This is a genomic window from Humibacter soli, assembly GCF_054779035.1.
In genome coordinates this window covers 1,480,158-1,501,763 of sequence record NZ_BAAGYX010000001.1, presented here as the reverse complement: position 1 = coordinate 1,501,763, position 21,606 = coordinate 1,480,158, and the positions used below count along the sequence as shown (strand labels likewise).

Genomic DNA, 21,606 nt, shown 5'->3' with positions numbered 1-21,606 from the left:
ACACCGTGTCGCTCGTGACGCGTGACGCGCTTGTCTGAGAAAGACTTGGGAACACCTAGCAATCTCTGATGACAAGCGCCGTCGAAGGCGTTACCTTACGGATGTCGACCTGTCGACGCCGTCCGGGTCGGTCCCTCGAACGTCGGGAGCTCATCATGTCCAGAGTGCGTCGCGCGGCGGTCGCCCTTCCACTGGCTTTCGCCCTCGCTTTCGGCTCAGCGGCGGCTCTCTCCGGCTGCAGCGTGCAGGGGATCGTCAAGAACGTGACGCACGGCCACGTCGATCTCGGCGGAAAGTCCGTGCCGGCGGACTTCCCCACGGCGGTACCGCTCGCGAAGGGCGAGGTGCTGTACGGGGCGTCGGTCGGGTCATCCGACGGCAAGATCTGGAACGTGACCATCAAGGTGAGCGGCGCCGACGCCATCGACCCCATCAGCAACCAGCTCACGTCCGCCGGCTTCACGGAGGGGATGAACAGCAAGACAGACACCGGGGCGACGGCGACGTTCACCAAGGACCCCTACACCGTGCTCGTCGTCGTCGCCAAGGACAACCACAAGGGCTGGGTCGCGAACTACACGGTCACCGAGAAGAAGTAGCGAGGCTAGGCGAACAGCTTCTCGGCGATGTAGTGGCCGGTCTCCGGGGCAGGGGGAACGGCGAAGACCGCCGATCCGATGTGCGAGATGTACTCGTTCAGTCGGTCGTAGGAGCCCAGCTTCGTCTGCAGCGTCACGAAGTGCTCGGGGTCGTTCATGTACGCGATGAACAGCAGCCCGGCATCCAGTTGTCCGTACTGGTTGATGCCGTCGGTGTAGTTGTACGAGCGCCGAAGGATCTTGACGCCCTTGTTGTTCTCGTGGGCGGCGAGCGCGATGTGCGCGTTCTGCGGGATGACGGTCTCGCCGTGCGCCGTCTTGTGGAAGTCCGGGGTGTCGAACTCCTTGGTCCCGCTCAGCGGCGCGCCCTCGGTCTTGCTGCGCCCGAACACGTTCTGCTGGTCGCCTATGCGGTCGGAATCCCAGATCTCCACGTTCATCTGGATCTTGCGCGCCACCTGATACGTGCCACCCGACATCCAGTCGGCGTTGTCGCCCAGCCAGACGAAGTCGCGGAACTCCTCGTCTGAGCGGATGTTGCGCGTGCCGTCCTTGAAGCCCATCAGGTTGCGAGGCGTGGTCTGGTTCGCGCCCGCCGATGCGCGGCCGAAGCCCATCACGGTCCACCGCGTGCTCACAGTGCCTCGGCCGATCCGGGCCAGGTCGCGGATGGCGTGGTATGCCACCTGCGGGTCCTCCGCGCAGGCCTGAAGACTCAGGTCGCCGCCCGTGAGGCCGTCCTGGAGGTTGTCGCTCGGCAGTGCTGGAAGGTGCTTCAACAGCGCGGGCTTCTTCGAGGCGAGGCCGAACCGGTCGTCGAAGACGCCTGGACCGAGTCCCAGGGTGACGGTGAGCGCGTTCGGTCCCAGGTCGACGGCCTCGCCGGTGTCCTGTCCGACGGCGTCGGGTCTGCTCGGCTGCACCTGGCCGACCGGCTTGCCCTGCATCAGCTGGGCGATTCCCGCAGACCAGAGCGCGAACAACGACTGCAACGCGGTCTGCGTGGTGCCCGGGTCGATGTCGAAGGTCATGTACACGCAGTGCCGTTGCGGCTCGGTGCGGATGCCCGACTGGTTGCCCGAGCCGTAGAAGGGGTAGCTCAGTGCGGCATCGACCGAGTCGCCTTGTTCATCGTGAGTCAGCGCCTGTGCTGCAAGGGTGCCGCCGACGCCGGCGAGGGCGCCGACGGCCAGGCCGCCGGCACCCATCGCGAAAAGGCCGCGTCTGCTCAGGTGCTCGCGCTGCGAGCCATCCTTCGCGTCTTCGTGCCGTGGTGAATCGGTCGTCATTGAGCGGTGGCGATCTTCTCGGCGAGGCGGGACAGCGGGTCCTGCAACGCCTGCACTGCCTGGCTCAACGTGTTGGCGTCGCTCGCCTTGAGTGCGGGCGTGTAGGTGACGTAACCGCCGATCGCCGACGGGTCTCGATAGGTATCGAGCAGGGCGTTCACCTTGTCGAACTGCGTGCTGATCTGCTTGGTGAGCGACGAGTCGATCTTGGTGAGTCCGGGCTTGAGGTACTCGAAGGCCTGCTGCGAGCCCTCGACGTTGGCCGCGAAATCGACGAGGTCGATGTGGCTGAAGGCCTCTTCTTCGCCCTTGATCTTCTCGGACTGCACCTCTTCGAGAAGGCCAGCAGCCCCGTTCGCGAGATCCTCCGGCTTGTAGCTCAGCTTCTGGGCGAGGCCCGCCAGGGTCGTCACGTTCTTCTGCAGCTCCGTCGCCAGCTGCTTCGTGCCATCCGTGATGGCGCCCGCCTGGAACAGGTCGCGTTCGACGGCGTGGAACCCGTGCCAACCGACCGCCGGGTCCAGGTTCGATGCGCGCATGTCGATCAGGTAGTCGAGATTTCCGGCATTGTCGTTCGCCTTGGTGCCCGGCAGAACGAATCCGTCGACGTCGGACTCGATGCGCTCGTAGAAGGGGCGGGCCTGGCCGTATGCCTTCTGGGCCGCCGCGACATCACCGGAGTCGATCGCAGCCTTCAAGGCTCCGACGCTCGTGACCATCCCGGCGATCTGGTCGTCCACGTATCCCGCGTACTCGGTCGAGCCCTGCTTGAGGAGGGTCTGCACCGTTCCGGTCTTGGGCGCCGCCGCCTTTCCCGTGACGGTGAAGGTCTGATTCTCCTTGTTCGCCCCAGGGCAGTACACGGTGTACTTGCCGCCGCCGAGCGTGAGAGTGAAGCTCACCGGCTTGAGGCCCGGTGCCAGGTTCTCCTTCTCGCCGATGATGCGCTGGTCGCTCTGGAGCTCGACCTCGGTGATGCCGGTTGCGCTCTTGTTCTGGACCGTGAACGTGATGGGCCCGGCCGCAGCCGAGGTGTGGTCGATAGAGCAGACGTCGTTCGAGCCGTTGTTCGTCATGGTGATCTTCACCTGCGCGGCGCCGGAGGTGGATTTCTGCGCTGCACCTGAATCGCTGGCGCATCCGGCGAGGAGGAGGGCGACGCTGAGGATGGTCGCGGCGGTCGAGACGCCGGTGAGGCGTCTGCGGCTACTTGGCTGCATAGGGAGTGCTCCTGGTGGGGGTCGAAGACGCTGCGGTGTCGGCGTCTGCTTGTGCCGGGGCGGGCGGTGCTACGACCGGTTGTCCGGTCGAAGTCGGAGTGGTGATCGCGCGACGGATGCGCAGTCCGCGCATGGCCACGATGGCGGCGGCGATGGCGAAGACGAGCGGGAGCCAGAGCTTCCACAGCATCGCCTCGTTCACGGATGCCTTCTCGGTCGCGATCGCTGCGCTCACGTCGGCGACGTGGCCGGACTTCACGGACCACGCTGCGCCGCCGTCGGGCACGGCGAATGCACGAGGTCCTGACAGGCCGCCACCGGAGACGGTGACGACCGTGCGAACCTGGCTCGAGGCATCCACCAGACCTGCGCCGAAGCTGTACACGGTGACGCGGGACGTGCTGGTCCACGATGTCCTGTAAGGGCCAGGTGCGTGCGTCGGGTCGATTCCGACCGGGATGCGGCCGCCCGTGAGGTCGACGAGCTCATCGAGTGTGAGCGCGGCCGGACGGTCGGAGGGGCGCGCAGAGACGGTGGTGCTCCAGACGCGGTCGGCGCCGTCGTGGGCGGTGCTCGATGATCCGCCGAATCGGTACGACGCGTCGGCGTTGCCTGTGACGGAGAGGTTCGCCGAGGTTCCCTCTATAGCGAAGGTGGCGGTTCCGCCGTTGCTCAGCGGCGCGGACGCCGGCGCGGTGTACCCAGATCCTGCCGGGACGGCGAGGGCGAGCACGATGGCTGCGACGGCGAGGACACCCGCCGACCAGAACATCGCCTTCGGCACAGCGGCGCCGGTGGGCCGGAATCGCTTCGGCCACACCATGAACGCGAGCAGCGGAATGACGTAGAGCAGCCAACCGAGCACCTCGATCACTCGCGGGTCGGCGGGGATGCCGAGCACCCCGGTGATCAGAGCGGCCTGCACCGAGCCGATCGGAGCGAGCCACGAGAGGTCGACCGTTGGCGCCTGTCCGATGGAGATCCATCCGGCTTCGTGGGCCGTTCGCAGCATGGTGACCACGAGTCCGCCTGCGACGAAGATGAGGAAGTAGCCGGTGATCGTGAAGAACTTGGAGAGGTTGAGCTTGACCCCTCCCGTGTAGAGGCCGATGCCGATGGCGATCGCGATTCCGATTCCGATCACGGCGCCGAGGGCGGCGGCAGCAGCGCTGGTCGACGCCTGGAAGGTGGCCAGCAGGAAGACCGACGTCTCGAAGCCCTCCTTCAGCACGGCCAGGAAGGCCATTCCGGCGAGGGCCCAGGTCGTCCCCGTGCCGAGGGCGGCGGCGGCTTCTCGTTCGAGCTCGGTCTTCAGGCCGCGCGAGTTCTTCTTCATCCAGAGGATCATCGTGGTGACGAAGACGACGGCGATCGCACCGATGACCGACTCCATCGCCTCCTGCGCCGCCTGCGGGAGACCGGCCTCGATGGCCTGCAGGATGAACCCGATCGCGACGCTGAGCGCGACGGCGACTCCGACCCCCACCCACATCGGCTTGAGGGAAGCGCCGTTGCGCTTCAGGAACGCCGCGATGATGCCGACGATGAGCGCGGCCTCGAGTCCTTCGCGAAGACCGATGACGAGGGTTGCGAGCACAGTGGGGCCTTCGGGGGTCGGGTGAATTTCGGTAAGGCTTACCTTACCTAGATCGGCGGCGATCGCCAACCGGCGATGGCGATCTCGTCGGAGACCCCCAGGCACAGAGCGAATCGGCACCGTGTGGCGCGCCTAGGATGAGCGCATGCTGGTCAGAGTGCTCGTCGCCGTGCTGCTGCTCGTCGCAGGCATCGTGTTCGGCACGCTCGGCACGCTGGTGCACAGCGCGACAATCGGCACGACCGCAGTGCCGTGGGGCGTCGTCGTCGCACTGCTGGCGCTCGCGTGCCTGCTGGCGGGCATCCGTCTGATGTCCGATGGACGCCTGTATGCGGCGTGCGCCGGCCTCGGTGCGCTCGTGGCGATCGGGATTCTCTCGCAGAAGAGCTTCGGCGGCTCAGTGCTGGTCACCGACAGCACGGTCGGCTGGGTGTGGCTGGGTGGCGCGGTGGTCATCGCGCTGCTGGTCGTCGGCTGGCCTCTGCGCCGGGCCGTAGACTGACAGCGCGCTTTCGCGAGCTGAGAAGGAGCCAGTCGACCGTGACCTACGTCATCGCTTTGCCGTGTGTGGATGTCAAGGACAGGGCCTGCGTCGATGAATGCCCGGTCGACTGCATCTACGAGGGCGAGCGGTCGCTGTACATCCACCCCGACGAGTGCGTGGACTGCGGAGCCTGCGAGCCGGTCTGCCCCGTCGAGGCCATCTACTACGAAGACGACCTGCCAGAGGTGTGGAGCGACTACTACCGGGCGAACGTCGAGTTCTTCGACGACCTCGGTTCCCCGGGAGGCGCCGCGAAGATCGGCGTGATCCCGAAGGACCACCCGCTGATCTCGGCGCTTCCCCCGCAGAACCACTAGGCCGGCCGACGTGACGCGCCCCGACCTTCCCGACTACCCCTGGGATCTCGTCGCACCGTACGCAGAACGAGCTCGGCGGCATCCCGACGGCATCGTCGACCTCTCCATCGGATCGCCCGTCGACCCGACGCCAGAAGCCGTCCGCGCGGCGCTCGCCGAGGCGACGGATGCCCACGCCTACCCGCAGACAGCGGGCACGCCCCAACTGCGCGAGGCGATCGTCGACTGGTACGCGCGTCGTCGCGGAGTACAGGGGCTCAAGACCTCGGCCGTGCTGCCGACCATCGGGTCGAAGGAGCTCGTCGCGCTGCTTCCCGTGCTGCTCGGCCTCGGGCACGGCGACGTCGTCGTGCATCCTCGCGCCGCCTACCCGACGTACGCGATCGGCGCGGCCATCGTGCAGGCGCGTTCCGTGGCATCGGACGACCCGGATGACTGGCCGGACGACACCAGACTGATCTGGTTGAACTCGCCGGGCAACCCCGACGGCCGCGTGCTCGACGAGGCGTTCCTGCGCCGCGCCGTCGAGCGGGCACGGCAGCTGGGGGCCGTGATCGCGAACGACGAATGCTATGCCGAGCTCGGTTGGGAAGGTCGGTGGGTCAGCGAGCCCGTTCCGAGCATCCTGCACCCCGGCGTCGTGGGGGACGACCACACCGGCGTGCTCTCCGTGTACTCGCTGAGCAAGCAGTCGAACATGGCGGGCTACCGCGCCGCGTTCCTCGCCGGCGGCCCCGCCCTGATCGCGAAGCTGCTCACGGTGCGAAAGCATGCAGGACTGATGCTGCCCGGTCCGCTGCAGCAGGCCATGGTGGTCGCTCTCGGCGACGACGCTGCGGTCGCCGAACAGGTCGCGAGGTACCGTGCACGACGTGCGGTGCTCAAGCCCGCGCTGGAGGCTGCAGGGTTCCGCATCGACCACAGCGAGGCCGGTCTCTACCTCTGGGCGACAGAGGGAAGGGACGCGTGGACCACGCTAGGCAGGCTCGCCGATCTCGGCATCCTGGCCGGCCCAGGCGTGTTCTACGGCGACTTCCATCCGAACCATGTGCGGCTGTCGCTCACGGCCACCGACGAGCGGATTGCCGCGGCGGCGGATCGTCTCGCGTCGTTCTGACGCGATCTTGTGCGGATCAGCACACCGTTGCTGTCGTCTGTTGGCGGGAACGACAGTGGACCGGCTTTGCCCGTAGGCTGTAAAAGCACGAACGCGGTAACAGCACGAAATGGGCGCATGCTCGAAGGAGGCGCAGTGAACGCAGGTCACGACGGAGGGGACGGCGACATGCGAGCCACTCTGACGTATCCGGGCGGTACGGCGGAGTTCCCGATCCTTCCCGGCACGGCAGGCGCCTCCAGCATCGACTTCTCAACGCTGACCAAGCAGACCGGGCTGACGACGCTCGACTACGGCTTCGTCAACACGGCAGCCACCCGTTCGGAGATCACGTACATCGACGGGGAAGCGGGCATTCTGCGCTATCGGGGTTACCCGATCGAGCAGATCGCGGCGAACTCGAGCTTTCTCGAGGTCGCGTGGCTGCTGATCCACGGTGAGCTGCCGACGCCGACCGAGCTCGCCGAGTTCGACGACCGCATCCGCCGTCACACTCTGCTGCACGAAGACCTTCGCCGCTTCTTCAGCGCGCTGCCGCACGACGCACACCCCATGTCGGTGCTCTCCAGCGCCGTGTCAGCGCTCAGCACGTTCTACCAGGACTCGTTGAGCATCCACGACCCTGAGCAGGTTGAGCTCTCCACCATCCGTCTTCTCGCGAAGCTGCCGGTCATCGCCGCCTACGCTCACAAGAAGAGCCTCGGCCAGGCGTTCCTCTACCCGGACAACTCGCTGAGCTTCGTCGACAACTTCCTTCGTCTCAACTTCGGAACGCTCGCCGAGCCGTACGAGGTCAACCCCGTGGTCTCCAAGGCGCTCGAGCGTCTGCTCATGCTGCACGAGGACCACGAGCAGAACGCGTCGACGTCCACCGTGCGTCTCGTCGGCTCGACGCAGGCCAACCTGTTCGCCTCGGTCTCCGCCGGCATCAACGCGCTCTACGGTCCGCTGCACGGTGGCGCGAACGAGGCCGTCCTCGACATGCTCGCCGACATCCGCGACTCGGGGGAGGGCGTTCACCGCTTCGTCGAGCGCGTGAAGAACAAAGAAGACGGCGTGCGCCTGATGGGCTTCGGTCATCGGGTGTACAAGAACTACGACCCGCGGGCCAAGCTCGTCAAGGAGAGCGCGGATGCCGTGCTCGAGGCGCTCGGCGTTCACGACCCGCTTCTCGACATCGCCAAGGAGCTCGAGCAGATCGCGCTTGATGACGACTACTTCGTGCAGCGCAAGCTCTACCCGAACGTCGACTTCTACACGGGCGTCATCTACAAGGCGATGGGATTCCCGACGCGCATGTTCACCGTGCTGTTCGCGATCGGACGCCTGCCGGGCTGGATCGCGCACTGGCGCGAACTCAACGCGGATCCGGCGACCAAGATCGGCCGCCCGCAGCAGCTCTACGTCGGCCGCACCGAGCGCGATTACCCCGCCGAGCGCTGACGCCCCTCGCCCCCTCCGTGGATTGAGGAGCTCGCGGCATGCCGCGCGCATCTCGCGCGCTATGGCGTCAGCGTCAGCGTCTCCTGGGTCGCCTTCGCCACGGCCGCAGCACTGAACGGCCACGGCCGCGTGCGCTGCGTCTGCCAAAGCGGCGTCTGGTCGACGTAATGCGGGTTGAAGGCGTGGCCTGACTCGCCCGTGAGGTTGATCCAGGTGGAGTGGTCGAAGTCCGACAGGTCGACCACCTGCCGCATCGACGGAACCCAGTTGACCTGGTAGCCGACCGAGGCATCCCAGCCCACAGCGTCCACCACCGACGAGCTGCCGCTGAGCTTGTACGGCCCGCGGTTGAAGAGCCACTCGATGGGCGCGATGCCCGACTCACCGAAGCTCTCGTTCGTGATCTCGAGGGTGTGGATGTCGCCCCATCGCCAGTCCGACATCTCGGGTCCCATCAGCTTGACCGCCTCGCGGTACGCCTGATCTGCGGCGTAGGAGAACATGTCATCGCGGTTCTCCAGCCCGAGCTCGGTGTCGGCCCACCAGCTTGAGTTCTGCTGGGTCGCCAAGGAATCGACGACCTGGAACCAGCGATCGCCGCCGACCGGCGCGGTGCCGGCTGGGAGCTTGCGGGCGAACGCGTCGTTCAACAGGTTGCGCCAGAAGATGTTGAAGAACGCGGCCGCCGCGCTGTCGGCGTCGTCGTGACGGTTCCAGTCCTTCAGCAGATCGACGGCTTTGCGAGTGCCGGGGTCGAGAGGAGTATCGAGCAGCACGGGCACCAGCGCCGCGGCGTTCGCGTCGTAGTCGTCGGCGTCGATCTTCGACATGTCCGCCGCGGTGATCTTGTGGCCTGCGGAGATCAGCTTCGCGAGGTCGGAAGTGATGCGATCGGCGCGGTAGCCGGAGTCCCAGTCCTGTGTCAGATTCACGGGATAGTCAGGGCCGACGGCGGCGTTGTTGGCGGTCACGATGTATCCGCTCGGCGGGTCGTACACGCTCGGCAGCTGGTCGAACGGAATGTAGCCGCTCCAGCCGAACTGGCTCGTCCACCCGGGCGTGATCGTCGTGCCGTTGCCCTGTTTGCGGATCGGGATGCTGCCAGGGGCCTGGTAGCCGATGTTGCCCTTGGTGTCGGCGTAGACGAGATTCTGCGCAGGCACGTCGAACAGCTTCGCCGCGCCGCGGAAGCCCTGCCAGTCGGTCGCGCGATCGAGGGCGAAGATCGCTTCTGCCGTGTGGCCCGGGGTGAGCGCGGTCCACTGCAGCGAAAGGGCATACCGGCCGCCGGGAAGGCCGCCAGAAGCCTTTCGATGGCTGTCGGTGATCGTGTCGTAGGCGCCGCCGGAGACGATCGGGCCGTGCTTCGTGGAGCGCACCGTGATGGTCACCGGCTTTCCCCCGGCCACCGCGATCGTCTCCGTGCGCGTCGTGAACGGCACGACCTTTCCGTCGTACTCGTATCCCTTGTCGGTGACCTTCTCGAGATAGAGGTCGGTGACGTCGGGGCCGAGATTGGTGAAGCCCCACGCGATGCTCTGGTTGTGCCCGATGATGACGCCAGGGAGCCCGGAGAAGCTGTAGCCGGCGACATCGAAGGGGCAGGACACCGTCACCTTCGAGCAGTGCAGGCCGACCTGGTACCAGATGCTCGGCGCAGCAGGACCGAGATGCGGGTCGTTCGAGAGCAACGGCTTGCCTGTTGCTGTGTGCGATCCCGCGACCACCCACGAGTTCGAGCCGATGTCGTCGCTGTTGACCCCGAGGAGCGGTGGCACGGAGTCGAAGGCTGCCCGCAGCTGCGTGGCGAGTTCCGAGGCGTCATCGACGGCACCTTGACCGCTCTGCGCGATGTTGGCCGCGGGGGCTGCGTCGGAGCGCGTCGTGCTCGCGGAGGTCGACCCGCCGCCTGCATCCGTGATCGTGGGATGCTCACCGTACGGATACTGCGGGTGCAGAACCGCGATCTGATCCGGTGTGAGCTTGGTCGCCAGCAAGGCTCTGTCGGTCTCGTCGTCGAGGTTGGAGCGCAGATCCCATGCCATCGCCTTCAGCCATGACACGGAGTCGACGGGCGTCCACTTCTCGGGGGTGTAGCCGGGATTCTGCAGGCCGAGGACCGCATACTCCAGCGACGCGTCCGCGCCCTTGTGGCCGGCGAGGTAGGCGTTCACGCCATCGGCGTAGGCCTGGTAGTAGGACAGAGTGGTGGCATCCATCTGCTTCACCTCCTGCTCGGCGACGCGCCGCCAGCCGAGGGTGCGGATGAATTCGTCTGTGCCGAGCTGGCTCGCGCCGAACAGCTCGCTGAGGCGGCCTGCCGTGACGTGCCTGCGGAAGTCCATCTCCCAGAAGCGGTCCTGGGCGTGCACGTAGCCCTCTGCGAGGAAGAGGTCGTGCGCGCTCGATGCCGTGATCTGCGGGATGCCTGCGTCATCGCGCTGTACCTCGACCTTCGCCTTCAACCCCGGGATGGCGATCGTGCCGCTGGTCTGCGGAAAGGAGCGGGTCACGGTCCAGAATCCGAGCACCGCCGCGACGACTGCCAGCGTCGCGACGATGGCGATCAAGATGCCCAGGAACCGCCAGAACGGATGCCTCCCGGTGAGGCGCGGCGCATCGGTGCCCACTTCACTCCTTCGCGTCGGCACTCCCTCGTGACGACTCCTCGGGGAGGCATGCTATCGGGCGCCAGGCGAGTGAGAGTTCGCTCAGGCGTGCAGGATGGCGTTGAGCGTCACCCCGTGGCCGCTGCGCTGCAGAACCTCGACGGCGCCGGTGAGCGAGTTGCGGCGGAACAGCAGGCCGGGCATCCCCGACAGCTCGACGGCCTTGATCGTCTGCGGCGCACCGGACGCGTCGGGAGCGGAGCCCACCAGCACGACTTTCGTACCCGCCGTGACGTAGAGACCGGCCTCCACGACGCAGTCGTCGCCGATCGAGATGCCGATGCCGCTGTTGGCGCCGAGCAGGGAGCGCTCGCCGATCGAGACACGCTGCGTTCCGCCGCCGGAGAGGGTGCCCATGATGGAGGCCCCGCCCCCGATGTCGGAGCCGTCGCCGACGACGACGCCCTGGGAGATGCGTCCCTCCACCATGGAGGAGCCGAGCGTGCCGGCGTTGTAGTTCACGAATCCCTCGTGCATCACCGTCGTGCCTGGCGCGAGATGTGCGCCGAGACGCACCCGCGAAGCATCGGCGATGCGCACCCGATCGGGCACGACGTAGTCGAGCAGGCGAGGGAACTTGTCGATGCCGGAAGCCTGGATGCCTGCGCGCTGCAGCGAAGGCCGCATGCTCGCGTAGTCGTCGGGGTGCATCGGACCGGCGTTGGTCCAGGCCACGATCGGCAGGTGGGCGAAGATGCCGTCGAGGCTGATCGTGTTCGGCTGCACGAGCAGGTGGGAGAGCAGGTGGAGCCTGAGATAGGCGTCCGGCGTGCTCTGCACGGGGGAGGCCAGCTCGATCTCGACGACCTGTGCGTCGATGCGCACGTTGCGGCGGGAATCCTCACCGGTCTGCGATTCGAGCTCGGCGGGCACCAGCCACCTGTCCCTGTCCTGCGGCACCCGGCCGAGGTGTGGTGCACCGAACCAGGCGTCGAGCACCGTGCCGCCTGCGGCCACCGTCACGAGTCCATAGCCCCAAGCGTGGCTCGGCGGAGGCAGGACGGCGTCGGGTTCGGCGGCGGGCATGCATCTAGATTAGTAGGGTGCCTCTCGACCTTACGGCCGGCTCGGTCGAACTCACTCAGGCCCTCTGCGACATCGAGTCGGTCTCCGGCGGCGAGCAGCAGCTGGCGGATGCCATCGAGCACGCCATCCGTCCGTTCGGGCACCTCACGGTGACGCGACTCGGCAACTGCGTGGTCGCCCGCACGAACCGGGGCCGGCCGCAACGGGTCGCCATCGCCGGGCACATCGACACCGTGCCGGTCAACGACAACCTTCCGACGCGATTCGAGACCATCGACGGCATCGACTACCTCTGGGGGCGCGGCACGGTCGACATGAAGTCCGGCGTGGCCGTGCAGCTCGTGCTCGCCGCGGAGCTGGATGACCCGCGCTACGACGTCACCTGGCTCTGGTACGACAACGAAGAGGTCTCCTCCGACCTGAACGGCCTGCGTCGACTGGCGGACGAGCGACCAGACCTGCTCGAAGCCGACTTCGCCGTGCTCGGTGAGCCCACAGGCGCCGACGTGGAAGGCGGCTGCAACGGCACCCTGCGCGTCGACGTTCGCACGACCGGGCTGCGAGCCCACGCCGCTCGTCCCTGGGTCGGCGAGAACGCCATCCACAAAGCAGCCCCGATCCTCCAGAAGCTCGCGTCGTACCAGCCGCGCGAGGTCGAAGTCGAAGGGCTCACCTACCGCGAGGCGCTCAACGCCGTGCTGATCAGCGGAGGAGTGGCCACCAACGTCATCCCCGACGAGTGCGTCGTGCACGTCAACTACCGGTTCGCTCCGAGCCGCAGCGGCGACGAGGCGATCGAGCACCTGCAGGAGCTGTTCGGGGAAGACCTGGTGACCGTCGCCGACCTCGCGGAGGGCGCACGTCCAGGACTCGACACCCCGTTCGCGACGGACTTCCTCGATGCCGTCGGTGCGACGGCCAAGCCCAAATACGGGTGGACGGATGTCGCGCGGTTCGCCGCCCTCGGCATCCCGGCCGTCAACTACGGCCCGGGCGATGCACTCAAGGCGCACGCGGACGACGAGCGCGTCGCGCTTTCCGAGATCGCGGCCTGCGAGACAGGGCTGCGCCGTTGGCTGACCGCGCGGTGACCGAGACCGGGGTGGGCGCCGAGACGGCGCTGCATCGCACAGCGACGCGCCGGTCGCGGCGGTCGCGGCGGATGCCTGCCGGGCTGCGCATCCGGTATCGCCTCACTCCGTGGTGGGTGAAGGTGATCGTCGTCTACCTCCTCGCGCGAGTGGTCACGACCGTGATGATGCTCGTTCTCGCGAGTGTTCAGGGCCCGAATCCCTGGACCGGCGCCCACCCCGACTACTTCGACTTCGCGTCCATCTGGGATGGCCGGTGGTATGACATCGTTGCGGAGTCCGGATACCCGAAGACCCTGCCGGTCGACCAGGACGGGGTTCTGCAGCAGAACGCGTGGGCGTTCCTGCCCGCGTACCCGTTCGTGGTTCGCGCCCTGATGATCGCCACGGCGCTGCCATGGTCCCCCGTCGCGGTCGCAGTCTCGTTCGGCCTCGGCCTCGGTGCGGCGCTGCTCTTCTATCGGCTGATGGCGTTGCGGCTGCCGGGGTCGGTCAGCCTGTTCGCGGTCGTGTTGTTCTGCGTCAGCCCGATCTCACCGCTGTTCCAGGTGGCGTACGCGGAGTCGATGTACCTCTTCTTCCTGATCCTGGCGCTGTATCTCATGCTGCGGCGTCGGTACTGGTGGATGCTCGTGCCCGTCGTCGTCATGGCGTTCACTCGTCCGAGCGGGCTGGCCTTCGCCCTGGCGATGGGCTTCCACGTCATCTATCGCTGGGTGGTGCGCAAGAAGGATCCGTTCCCGGTGCGCGAGCGCGTCGCCTCCGTCGCCGTCACCGTCGTTGCCGGCATCAGCGGAATCGCGTGGCCGATCATCGCCGGGCTGGTCACCCACGTTCCCGACGCCTACACGGCGACGGAGCTGACCTGGCGCTCCGACTACATCGGTGCGAACCACCTCCTGCCGTTCGCGCCGTGGTTCCAAGCGGTCGACTGGTGGTTCGCCGTCTGGCTGAGAGTGCCCGCCTGGCTCGGCTACCTGACCCTTCTGCTGATCATCGCGTTGTTCGCCCTCGCGATGTTCAGCCCGGCGGTACGCCGCCTCGGCGTCGACCTGCGGTTCTGGTCTGTCGCGTACGCGCTGTACCTGCTCGCCGTCTTCTTCCCGCAGTCCAGCACGTTCCGCCTGCTGGCCCCGATGGCGCCGCTGCTCGGTGCGATCGCGCAGCCGAGAAGCAAGACGTATCGGGTCGGCATGGTCATCCTGTTCCTCGTGCTCCAGTGGTGCTGGCTACTGCTCTGCTGGGGCGTCGACGGAGCCGACTGGTCGCCCCCGTGATGCGTCACGACGCGTCACGACCACGCCGCGGCGATTGGCTGCCGTACTCGCGATAGCGGATAATGGAAGAACATCCACGAAAGGGGAGCTAGACATGGCGGCCATGAAGCCGAGAACCGGAGACGGACCCATGGAGGCTGTGAAGGAGGGGCGACTCATCATCGTGCGCGTTCCTCTCGAAGGTGGAGGCCGGCTCGTCGTTTCGGTCAATGACGCCGAAGCCAAGGAGCTCCACGACGTGCTCGCTTCCGTCGTAGACGGCAGCTAACACGCCTGCACTGAGCAGAACGAGAGCGGATGCCGTTGGGCATCCGCTCTCGTTCGCTCTGGGCCTGTTGGCGAGGGGTCTACTCGCCGAGCTTGGTGATCTGCAGAAGCCCGTCGCCGACGGTGCTCAGTGCGCTCACCACGGCGGGAGACGCCGCGATCTCGGTGACGAGGGTGCGGAACCCGGTGGTGATCTCGTCGCGCTGTGCCGGATCGGCGACGCGGCCCTTCCAGAGCGCGTGCGGCACGAGCACGGTTCCGCCGGGGCGCGCCAGTCGCAGTCCGTGCTCGACGTACTCGATGACGCCTGCCGGATCGGCGTCGATCAGCACGACGTCGTATGCGTTCTCGTTCATGCGAGGCAGCACGTCGCGTGCGCGACCGGTGATGAGTCGTACCCTGGCAGGCGGGATGCCCGCCTCGGAGAAGTTCGCTCGGGCGCCCAGCTGGTGATCGGCTTCGACGTCGATCGAGGTGAGCGTCGCCGTGGTGGCGCCGCGCATCAGCCAGAGCCCTGAGACTCCGACGCCCGTGCCCACCTCGAGAACGTTGCGTGCGGCGGTGGCTGCTGTGACCACGGCGGTCTGCGCGCCGATGGCGGGGGAGACGGCGTCGACGCCGAGCTCGAGGGACTGCGCCCGTGCTGCCTGGATGACCTCGGACTCCGAGACGATGTCGGTCGCGAACTTCCAGCTCTGATCGTGGTGTGACACTCGATTCCTTCCTTGCCGATAACAATACGGCCGCCCGCTGGGCGGACGCGCAGGCGCACGCGTTACTCTGTATCCGTGTTCGGTTTGACCATTGAGAAGCTGGTGATCATCGGTGTGATCGCCGTCTTTCTCATCGGCCCCAACCGGCTGCCCAGGTACGCGGCCCAGCTCGGGCAATGGGCGCGCAAGCTGCGCACCCTCGCCGACACCGCGAACGACAAGATGCGCGAGGAGCTGGGACCCGATTTCGAAGACGTCGACTGGCGCAAACTCGACCCGCGTCAGTACGACCCTCGTCGCATCATCCGTGACGCGCTCCTCGATGACGAGCCCGCGCCCACGCTGAGCAGACCGGTGAAGACTCCGAGGCTCGACGCGGGTGCGCTGCCTCCCTACGACAGCGAAGCGACCTAGTCGGCTACGCCCTCCGAAGCTCACCGGGACCCCGGTAGGATTCCCGGATGACCGCAACGCAGCGATCGACGCCGATCCGAACGGCGCTTCCTCGACCGACCGTCGTTCGCTACGCCATCGGCTCCCTCGGAACCGGCGGCTTCAGCACGCTCCCCGGTCTCGTTCTCGTCTTCTACCTCACCGATACCCTCGGGGTCGCGGCGCTCGCCGCTGGCATCCTGGTCACGGGCGCGAAGGTGTGGGACGTCATCATCGACCCGGTGATCGGTGCGCGAAGCGATGCACAGCTCGCCCGCCGCGGCACCCGCAGACCGCTCATGATCGCCGGCGCCATCGGGCTGCCGCTCTTCTTCATCGTCACGTTCGCCGTTCCGGCGGGAACGCCTTCGGCGGCAGCCGGCGTCTGGGTCTTCGTCGCGTTCCTGCTCACCGCGACCGCGTTCAGCCTCTTCCAGGTGCCGTACATCGCTCTGCCCGCCGAGCTGGCGTCCGACTACGACCAGCGCACGAGGCTGTTGACCTGGCGTGTGGTCGTGCTCACGGTCTCGATCCTGTTGTTCGGTGCAGGCGGTCCGGCGCTGCGCGATGCGTTCCCGGGGAACCCCTACCTTGGATACCTGGTGATGGCAGTGGTCGCCGGAGTCGTGATCGCCGGAGGCATGCTGGTCTCCTCGTTCGTCGCGCCGACCGGGGTGACGGCGACCGAACCCCCTCGCAAGGCCTCGATCGCGCAGCACTACGCGGAGGGCATCCGTGCGCTGCGCGGCAGTCAGCCGTTCCGCGCCCTGCTGCTGACGTACCTGCTGCAGGCGATCGCGGTGGGGGAGATGCTCGCCGGCGCGAACTACATCGCGAAGCAGGTGATGCATTCCAGCGCCGCGGTGACGCTTCTGTTCGTCGCGCTCATCGCGCCGGCGTTGCTGGCGACCCCGCTCTGGGGCGTGCTGGCGCGCAAGATCGGCAAGGAGCGCGGATTCCTGTTCGCGAGCATCCTCTTCGGTCTCGCCGCGCTCTCCATGCTGTTCCTGCTCTGGTCGCCGAGTGCCTGGGTGTACCTTCCTGTCGCGCTGTGCGGAGTGGGCTACGCGGCGATGCAGTCCCTGCCGATGGCCATGCTGCCCGACGTCATCTCGCACGACGCGAAACGGAACGGTCCAGGAAGGGCGGGCATCTTCGGCGGCATGTGGACGGCGGGCGAGACCACGGGCATGGCGCTCGGGGCGACGGTGCTGTCGATCGTGCTCGCGGCCACCGGCTACGTCGCCAGCACGGGAACCGAGAACGTGACGCAGTCATCCCTCGCCGTGAGCGGCATCGTGCTGAGCTTCAGCGTGGTCCCTTCCGTGCTGATCGCGGTGAGCCTGATCCCGCTGCTCCGCTACCGGCTTCGCAAGGAGGACATCGATGCCTGACCACGACAGCATCCTGGAGCGGCTGCGCGAGCTGCGTGCCGCTGACGCCCCGACGCACGGCGGCCGCGTTCTCTCCTACGTCTACGACACGGGTCGTGACGACCTCGACGAGCTGGCCGCCGCCGCCGCCCGAGAGGTGCAGCCCGTCAACGGGCTCGACCCGACGACCTTCACCTCGGTGGCGGTGCTCGAACGCGAGGTGGTCGCGTTCGCCCGCGACCTGCTGGGCGGTGGGGGCGACGTGGTCGGCTCGGTCACGTCGGGCGGCACCGAGTCCTGCCTGCTGGCCGTGAAGACCGCGCGCGATCTGTGGCGGGCATCAGGCGGCACGGGTGTTCCGCGGTTGGTCGCACCGACCACCGTGCACGCCGCCTTCCGCAAGGCCGCGAAGCTCTTCGATGTCGAGTTCGACGGCGTTCCCGTCTCGCCGCTGACCGGAACCCTCCAAGCCTCGGCGATCATCGATCGACTCGGGCCGGATGTCGCACTCGTCGTCGTCTCCGCACCGTCGTACCCGTTCGCCGCGCTCGACCCGATCGTCGAGGTGGCTGCCGCGTGCGATGGCACGGGCATCTCGTGTCACGTGGACGCCTGCATCGGCGGCTGGATCCTGCCGTTCTGGAGTCGGGATGACGGATCAGCTCTCGATCCGTGGAACATCGGCGTGCCCGGGGTGACCAGCATCTCCGCCGACCTGCACAAGTACGGCTATGCGCCGAAGGGCGTCAGCGTGCTGCTGCACCGGGGACGCGACCGCCACCGCGCCCAGTACTTCGCGACCACGGACTGGCCGGGATACCCGGTGGTGAACCCGACGCTGCTCGGCTCGAAGTCGGCCGGCGCGCTCGCCGCAGCGTGGGCGATCATCCAGGCGCTCGGGGTCGACGGCTTCGTCGAGCTCGCGGAGTCCTGCAGGACGGCGACGCTGGAGCTGCGCGAGGCCGTTGCCGGCATCGAGGGCCTTCGCGTCGTCGGTGCCCCGGTCGGTCCGCTGCTCGCGGTGGCGACGGATGACTCCGTGCCGGCCGAACGAAGGGTCGACCCGCACCACTGGGCGGATCAGGCACGGGCATCCGGGTGGGTGTTGCAGCAGCAGCCTGGTCTGGTGCAGAGCGACGGCACGAGGTTGCCGCACACGACGCATCTCACTGTCACCCCCGTCACCGAATCACGGCTCGGCGAGCTCGTTCCTGCACTGGTCGAAGCGGCCGATACCGTGCGCGGCGTGCCGGCGATCGACGGCACCCAGCTGCTCGCGCACGTGGGACTGCTCGATGGCGGAGGACCGTTGGCGGCTGCCCAGCCGATCGACTCCGACACGGCAGCATCACTGCTCGGGGCGCTCGGGCTGCTCGGCTCCGGCGACGGATCGCTTCCCGATCGGATGGCCCCGTTCCTCGCGCTGATCGAGGCGCTGCCCCATCAGCTCACCGAGCGCCTGCTCACCGAGCTGTTGGCGCGCGTCGTCGAGCCGAGCTGAGTCATCCCGCCGGTTCCTGGGACCGCGCCGCGGCCCTACGCCCTTCGGCGTGCTCCTCAACCTGCGGTGGGCGCGCGCCTTACGGCGTGCTCCTCATCCAGCGGTGGGGCGTGCCAGCGAGGGGTTGAGCGAACGGCCGGCGAGCCCGCGCGGACGAGCCGCGAGCCGGTCGGCGACGCTGCGGATCGCGACCGAGGCCGGGTCGTCAGGGTGCGACACGACGATCGGGACACCGGCATCGCCGCCCGAGCGCAGGTCGACGCTGAGTGGAACCGAGGCCAGCAGCGACACCGGGGCATCAGCACCCTCCGATAGCCGTTCGGCGGCCTCTGCGCCGCCGCCCGAGCCGAACAGGTCGAGCACGGTGCCGTCCGGCTGCGCCAGACCCGCCATGTTCTCGATGACCCCGAACACGTTCTGACCCGTCTGCCTCGCGACGACACCGCTTCGCACGGCGACGTCCGCGGCAGCGGGCTGCGGCGTCGTCACCACGATCACATCGGCGCCTGGCAAAAGCTGCCCCACCGAGATGGCGACGTCACCGGTGCCGGGCGGCAGGTCGAGGAGCAGCACGTCGAGGTCGCCGAAGTAGACGTCGGTGAGGAACTGGGAGATCGTGCGATGCAGCATCGGCCCACGCCACGCCACGGCGGTGGAGGAGCCCTGGCCACGCGCGGGGTCGAGGAACATCCCGATCGAGATGGTTTTCACGCCGAACGCGACGGGAGGGAGGATCATCTCGTCGACCCTGGTCGGCTGCTGGGTCACCCCGTCGTGCACCAGGCCGAGGATGCCCGGAATGGAGAACCCGTAGACGTCGGCGTCGACCAGCCCGACCCTCAGCCCCTTCTGTGCGAGGGCGACCGCGAGGTTCGCGGTGATCGTCGACTTTCCGACCCCGCCCTTGCCGCTGGTCACCGCGTAGACGCGGGTGAGGGAGTCCGGTGTGAACGGGTTGACCCGTCCGCGGCCACCGCGAAGCCTCTCGGTGAGGGCAGCGCGTTCTGCGGGAGTCATCACCGAGACGTCGAGGTCGAGTGACGTGACGCCGGAGACGGAGCCGACCGCGGCGCGCACGTCGCGCTCGATGGTGTCGGCTGCCGGGCATCCCACGATCGTGAGCTTGATCGAGACGGATGCCCGACCATCGTCATCCACCGAGACGTCACCGACCATGTCGAGGTCGGTGATGGGGCGTCTGATCTCCGGATCGGTCACGCGCGACAGCGCAGCGAGCACGGCGTCGGCCGCCGCGCCCGCGTGACGCTCAGCCACGCGCCGGCTCGTCGCTCACCGCACGGTCGGAATGCTCGCGGTCGCGTTCGTCCAGCTCATCGAGCAGAGCGCGCAGCTCGGCCCTGATGAAGTCCTTCGACGCCATGTCCTTCACCGCGAGTCGGAGCGCAACCACCTCGCGCGCCAGGTACTCGGTGTCGGCGAGATTGCGCTCCGCCCGCTGCCGATCCTGCTCGATCTGCACCCGGTCGCGGTCATCCTGGCGGTTCTGCGCGAGCAGGATCAGGGGTGCGGCGTACGACGCCTGCAGCGAGAGGATGAGCGTCAGCAGCGTGAAATTCGTGACGGCCGGGTCGAACTGCAACGGTCTTGGCGCCCAGATGTTCCAGGTCAGCCAGACCGCGACGAAGATCGTCATGCCGATCAGGAAGCCCGAGGTGCCCATCGCCCGTGCGAAGGCCTCGGAGAACCGGCCGAACCTGTCTCTGTTGCTGCGGGTGCCGCGCCGCAGCACGGGCGTTCGAAGGCCCTTCGGGGCATCCAGCCGTGTGACGGCCTTGTCAGCTCGTGCCATCGCTCACCCTCTTTCCCGTACCGGCCGGTTGCGCTTGTGCGCCCTGCGCATGCGTGTCGTCGAACACGTCGTCGCCTTCGTCGTGACTTCGCCAGTCGTCTGGCAGCAAGAAGTCGAGGATGTCGTCAATGGTCACCACCCCGACGAGCCGGTGGTTGTCGTCCACGACCGGAACCGACACCAGGTTGTAGCTGGCCAGGATTCGTGACACTTCGGCGGCTGAGGCGTTCGCCGTCACGGGTTCGAGTCCTTGGTCGATGATGGTGCCGAGCCGTTCATGCGGCGGGTAGCGCAGCATCCGCTGGAAGTGCACCATGCCGAGGAACCTGCCGGTCGGCGGCTCGTACGGCGGGAGCGTGATGCAGATGGCGGCGCCGAGTGCTGGGGCCAGTTCCTGCCTGCGGATCAGCGCAAGGCCCTCGGCGACGGTCGCGTCGGCGGAGAGGATGACAGGCTCGGTCGTCATCAGCCCTCCGGCGGAGTCCGGCTCGTAGCTGAGCAGCATGCGAACATCTTCAGCCTCTTCTGGCTGCATGAGCTCGAGCAGGTGCTCACCGCGGTCTTCGGGAAGCTGCGCGATCAGGTCGGCCGCGTCATCAGGCTGCATCTGATCGAGCACGTCGGCCGCGCGATCGTCGTCGAGCCCGGCCAGGATCTCGACCTGGTCGCTCTCCGGCATCTCCTCGAGCACGTCGGCAAGGCGTTCGTCGGGCAGCTCTCCCGCGACCTCGAGGCGACGCTGCTCCGGCAGGTCGAGAAGGGTGTTCGCCAGGTCGGCCGGCTTGAGTTCCGAGTAGGTGGCGATCAACTGCTCGGCAGACTGAGCCGCGCCATCCGTCGAGCGCTCGCGCACCTGGTTCCAGGTTGCGAAGACCGTGGCGCCCTTGGCGAACGGCGAGGGGCTGCTCTTGGGGCGGCGCACGAAGAGCTGCGAGATGGACCAGTCGCCAGGCAGAGTCTGCTCGATCGCGACATCCTCGATCGTCGCCGGCCCCGAACCGTCACGGAAGTCGACGGTACGACCAAGGATCTCGGCGATCACTCGCACCTCACCGCCGCGCTGCTCGAACCTGCGCACGTTGATCAGGCCGGTCGTGATGATCTGACCCGCGCTGATGCTCGTCACCCGGCCGATGGAGACGAAGACCCTGCGCTTGCCGGGAATCTCGACGACCAGGCCGACCACGCGAGGCGGGTCGCTCTTGCGGTAGACCACCAGCACGTCGCGCACCTTGCCGACGCGGTCGCCCGCGGGGTCGAAGACCGTGCACCCGGCCAACCGGGCCACGAACACGCGTGCTGCACTCACGTCTAAACCTTA

Annotated in this window: 20 protein-coding genes; 11 read left to right on the top strand and 9 right to left on the bottom strand. The window is 67.5% G+C overall.

Annotated features, from left to right (window positions below; translation table 11 throughout):
• The first annotated feature begins 155 nt into the window (after window positions 1-155).
• Window positions 156-599 (top strand): hypothetical protein, encoded by a 444-nt coding sequence (locus ACYVDN_RS07050; protein WP_460569808.1) that lies wholly within the window; start codon window positions 156-158, stop codon window positions 597-599.
• Between the two features lie 5 nt (window positions 600-604).
• Here the strand turns inward: ACYVDN_RS07050 and efeB are convergent, their stop codons facing one another.
• The 3 genes from efeB to efeU are packed head-to-tail and all read right to left on the bottom strand — an operon-like array spanning window position 605 to window position 4,705.
• A complete protein-coding gene (efeB, locus tag ACYVDN_RS07045; protein WP_460569806.1) occupies window positions 605-1,888 on the bottom strand; it encodes a Dyp-type peroxidase in 1,284 nt (427 codons plus the stop codon).
• Window positions 1,885-3,108, bottom strand: a complete 1,224-nt coding sequence (efeO, locus tag ACYVDN_RS07040) for an EfeM/EfeO family lipoprotein (protein ID WP_460569804.1) — start codon at window positions 3,106-3,108, stop codon at window positions 1,885-1,887. Before efeO ends, efeB begins: the two co-directional genes overlap by 4 nt.
• Complete coding sequence (gene efeU, locus ACYVDN_RS07035) at window positions 3,095-4,705, bottom strand: iron uptake transporter permease EfeU (RefSeq protein WP_460569802.1); 1,611 nt, start codon at window positions 4,703-4,705, stop codon at window positions 3,095-3,097. Before efeU ends, efeO begins: the two co-directional genes overlap by 14 nt.
• A gap of 145 nt (window positions 4,706-4,850) precedes the next feature.
• Between efeU and ACYVDN_RS07030 the strand changes: the two genes are divergently transcribed.
• The 4 genes from ACYVDN_RS07030 to ACYVDN_RS07015 all read left to right on the top strand — a co-directional run bounded on the left by ACYVDN_RS07030 (window position 4,851) and on the right by ACYVDN_RS07015 (window position 8,126).
• On the top strand, window positions 4,851-5,207 hold the full coding sequence (locus ACYVDN_RS07030; protein WP_460569800.1) for a hypothetical protein: 357 nt from the start codon (window positions 4,851-4,853) through the stop codon (window positions 5,205-5,207).
• 38 nt (window positions 5,208-5,245) lie between these two features.
• Entirely contained in the window at window positions 5,246-5,566 is a 321-nt protein-coding gene (gene fdxA, locus ACYVDN_RS07025; protein ID WP_460569798.1) for an indolepyruvate ferredoxin oxidoreductase subunit alpha, read from the top strand.
• A 10-nt stretch (window positions 5,567-5,576) separates the two neighbouring features.
• The gene (gene dapC / locus ACYVDN_RS07020) at window positions 5,577-6,683 is read left to right on the top strand and encodes a pyridoxal phosphate-dependent aminotransferase (RefSeq protein WP_460569796.1); all 1,107 of its coding nucleotides are present in this window, start codon (window positions 5,577-5,579) and stop codon (window positions 6,681-6,683) included.
• Window positions 6,684-6,800: 117 nt separating this feature from the next.
• Window positions 6,801-8,126: a citrate synthase gene (locus tag ACYVDN_RS07015; RefSeq protein WP_460569794.1), complete on the top strand. Its 1,326-nt coding sequence runs from the start codon at window positions 6,801-6,803 to the stop codon at window positions 8,124-8,126.
• 59 nt (window positions 8,127-8,185) lie between these two features.
• On the opposite strand, the gene ACYVDN_RS07010 is transcribed toward ACYVDN_RS07015, so the two are convergent.
• A complete protein-coding gene (locus tag ACYVDN_RS07010) occupies window positions 8,186-10,756 on the bottom strand; it encodes a penicillin acylase family protein (protein WP_460569792.1) in 2,571 nt (856 codons plus the stop codon).
• Between the two features lie 81 nt (window positions 10,757-10,837).
• A complete protein-coding gene (gene dapD, locus ACYVDN_RS07005; protein ID WP_460569790.1) occupies window positions 10,838-11,821 on the bottom strand; it encodes a 2,3,4,5-tetrahydropyridine-2,6-dicarboxylate N-succinyltransferase in 984 nt (327 codons plus the stop codon).
• Between the two features lie 17 nt (window positions 11,822-11,838).
• Between dapD and dapE the strand changes: the two genes are divergently transcribed.
• The 3 genes from dapE to ACYVDN_RS06990 all read left to right on the top strand — a co-directional run bounded on the left by dapE (window position 11,839) and on the right by ACYVDN_RS06990 (window position 14,457).
• Entirely contained in the window at window positions 11,839-12,912 is a 1,074-nt protein-coding gene (dapE, locus tag ACYVDN_RS07000) for a succinyl-diaminopimelate desuccinylase (RefSeq protein WP_460569788.1), read from the top strand.
• Window positions 12,894-14,189: a hypothetical protein gene (locus ACYVDN_RS06995; protein ID WP_460569786.1), complete on the top strand. Its 1,296-nt coding sequence runs from the start codon at window positions 12,894-12,896 to the stop codon at window positions 14,187-14,189. The genes dapE and ACYVDN_RS06995 overlap by 19 nt, the downstream gene beginning before the upstream one ends.
• A gap of 94 nt (window positions 14,190-14,283) precedes the next feature.
• Window positions 14,284-14,457, top strand: a complete 174-nt coding sequence (locus ACYVDN_RS06990) for a DUF3117 domain-containing protein (protein ID WP_460569784.1) — start codon at window positions 14,284-14,286, stop codon at window positions 14,455-14,457.
• Between the two features lie 79 nt (window positions 14,458-14,536).
• Here ACYVDN_RS06990 and ACYVDN_RS06985 read toward each other — a convergent pair whose 3' ends face one another.
• Window positions 14,537-15,169, bottom strand: a complete 633-nt coding sequence (locus ACYVDN_RS06985) for an O-methyltransferase (protein ID WP_460569782.1) — start codon at window positions 15,167-15,169, stop codon at window positions 14,537-14,539.
• Window positions 15,170-15,244: 75 nt separating this feature from the next.
• Between ACYVDN_RS06985 and ACYVDN_RS06980 the strand changes: the two genes are divergently transcribed.
• Genes ACYVDN_RS06980 through ACYVDN_RS06970 form a run of 3 tightly spaced genes read left to right on the top strand, consistent with a single transcriptional unit; the run spans window position 15,245 to window position 18,475 of the window.
• Window positions 15,245-15,583: a Sec-independent protein translocase family protein gene (locus ACYVDN_RS06980; protein WP_460569780.1), complete on the top strand. Its 339-nt coding sequence runs from the start codon at window positions 15,245-15,247 to the stop codon at window positions 15,581-15,583.
• Window positions 15,584-15,630: 47 nt separating this feature from the next.
• On the top strand, window positions 15,631-16,995 hold the full coding sequence (locus tag ACYVDN_RS06975; protein ID WP_460569778.1) for an MFS transporter: 1,365 nt from the start codon (window positions 15,631-15,633) through the stop codon (window positions 16,993-16,995).
• Entirely contained in the window at window positions 16,988-18,475 is a 1,488-nt protein-coding gene (locus tag ACYVDN_RS06970; protein ID WP_460569776.1) for a pyridoxal phosphate-dependent decarboxylase family protein, read from the top strand. The genes ACYVDN_RS06975 and ACYVDN_RS06970 overlap by 8 nt, the downstream gene beginning before the upstream one ends.
• A 93-nt stretch (window positions 18,476-18,568) precedes the next feature.
• Here ACYVDN_RS06970 and ACYVDN_RS06965 read toward each other — a convergent pair whose 3' ends face one another.
• Genes ACYVDN_RS06965 through ACYVDN_RS06955 form a run of 3 tightly spaced genes read right to left on the bottom strand, consistent with a single transcriptional unit; the run spans window position 18,569 to window position 21,594 of the window.
• Window positions 18,569-19,750, bottom strand: coding sequence for an Mrp/NBP35 family ATP-binding protein (locus ACYVDN_RS06965; protein ID WP_460569774.1), 1,182 nt, complete (start codon window positions 19,748-19,750; stop codon window positions 18,569-18,571).
• Window positions 19,743-20,285 (bottom strand): DUF1003 domain-containing protein, encoded by a 543-nt coding sequence (locus ACYVDN_RS06960; RefSeq protein ID WP_460569772.1) that lies wholly within the window; start codon window positions 20,283-20,285, stop codon window positions 19,743-19,745. Before ACYVDN_RS06960 ends, ACYVDN_RS06965 begins: the two co-directional genes overlap by 8 nt.
• Window positions 20,272-21,594 carry a magnesium transporter gene (locus ACYVDN_RS06955; protein WP_460569771.1) on the bottom strand — a complete coding sequence of 441 codons (1,323 nt, stop codon included), beginning with the start codon at window positions 21,592-21,594 and terminating at the stop codon, window positions 20,272-20,274. The genes ACYVDN_RS06960 and ACYVDN_RS06955 overlap by 14 nt, the downstream gene beginning before the upstream one ends.
• Between the last annotated feature and the right edge of the window lie 12 nt (window positions 21,595-21,606).

What these genes read in the sequence shown, in the direction of transcription:
- ACYVDN_RS06970 (WP_460569776.1), top strand. Translation starts at nt 16,988, where the DNA reads ATGCCTGACCACGACAGCATCCTGGAGCGGCTGCGCGAGCTGCGTGCC.
- efeO (WP_460569804.1), bottom strand. Translation starts at nt 3,108, where the DNA reads ATGCAGCCAAGTAGCCGCAGACGCCTCACCGGCGTCTCGACCGCCGCG.
- ACYVDN_RS06990 (WP_460569784.1), top strand. Translation starts at nt 14,284, where the DNA reads ATGGCGGCCATGAAGCCGAGAACCGGAGACGGACCCATGGAGGCTGTG.
- efeB (WP_460569806.1), bottom strand. Translation starts at nt 1,888, where the DNA reads ATGACGACCGATTCACCACGGCACGAAGACGCGAAGGATGGCTCGCAG.
- ACYVDN_RS07050 (WP_460569808.1), top strand. Translation starts at nt 156, where the DNA reads ATGTCCAGAGTGCGTCGCGCGGCGGTCGCCCTTCCACTGGCTTTCGCC.
- ACYVDN_RS06960 (WP_460569772.1), bottom strand. Translation starts at nt 20,285, where the DNA reads ATGGCACGAGCTGACAAGGCCGTCACACGGCTGGATGCCCCGAAGGGC.
- dapD (WP_460569790.1), bottom strand. Translation starts at nt 11,821, where the DNA reads ATGCCCGCCGCCGAACCCGACGCCGTCCTGCCTCCGCCGAGCCACGCT.
- ACYVDN_RS07030 (WP_460569800.1), top strand. Translation starts at nt 4,851, where the DNA reads ATGCTGGTCAGAGTGCTCGTCGCCGTGCTGCTGCTCGTCGCAGGCATC.
- ACYVDN_RS07015 (WP_460569794.1), top strand. Translation starts at nt 6,801, where the DNA reads ATGCTCGAAGGAGGCGCAGTGAACGCAGGTCACGACGGAGGGGACGGC.
- ACYVDN_RS06975 (WP_460569778.1), top strand. Translation starts at nt 15,631, where the DNA reads ATGACCGCAACGCAGCGATCGACGCCGATCCGAACGGCGCTTCCTCGA.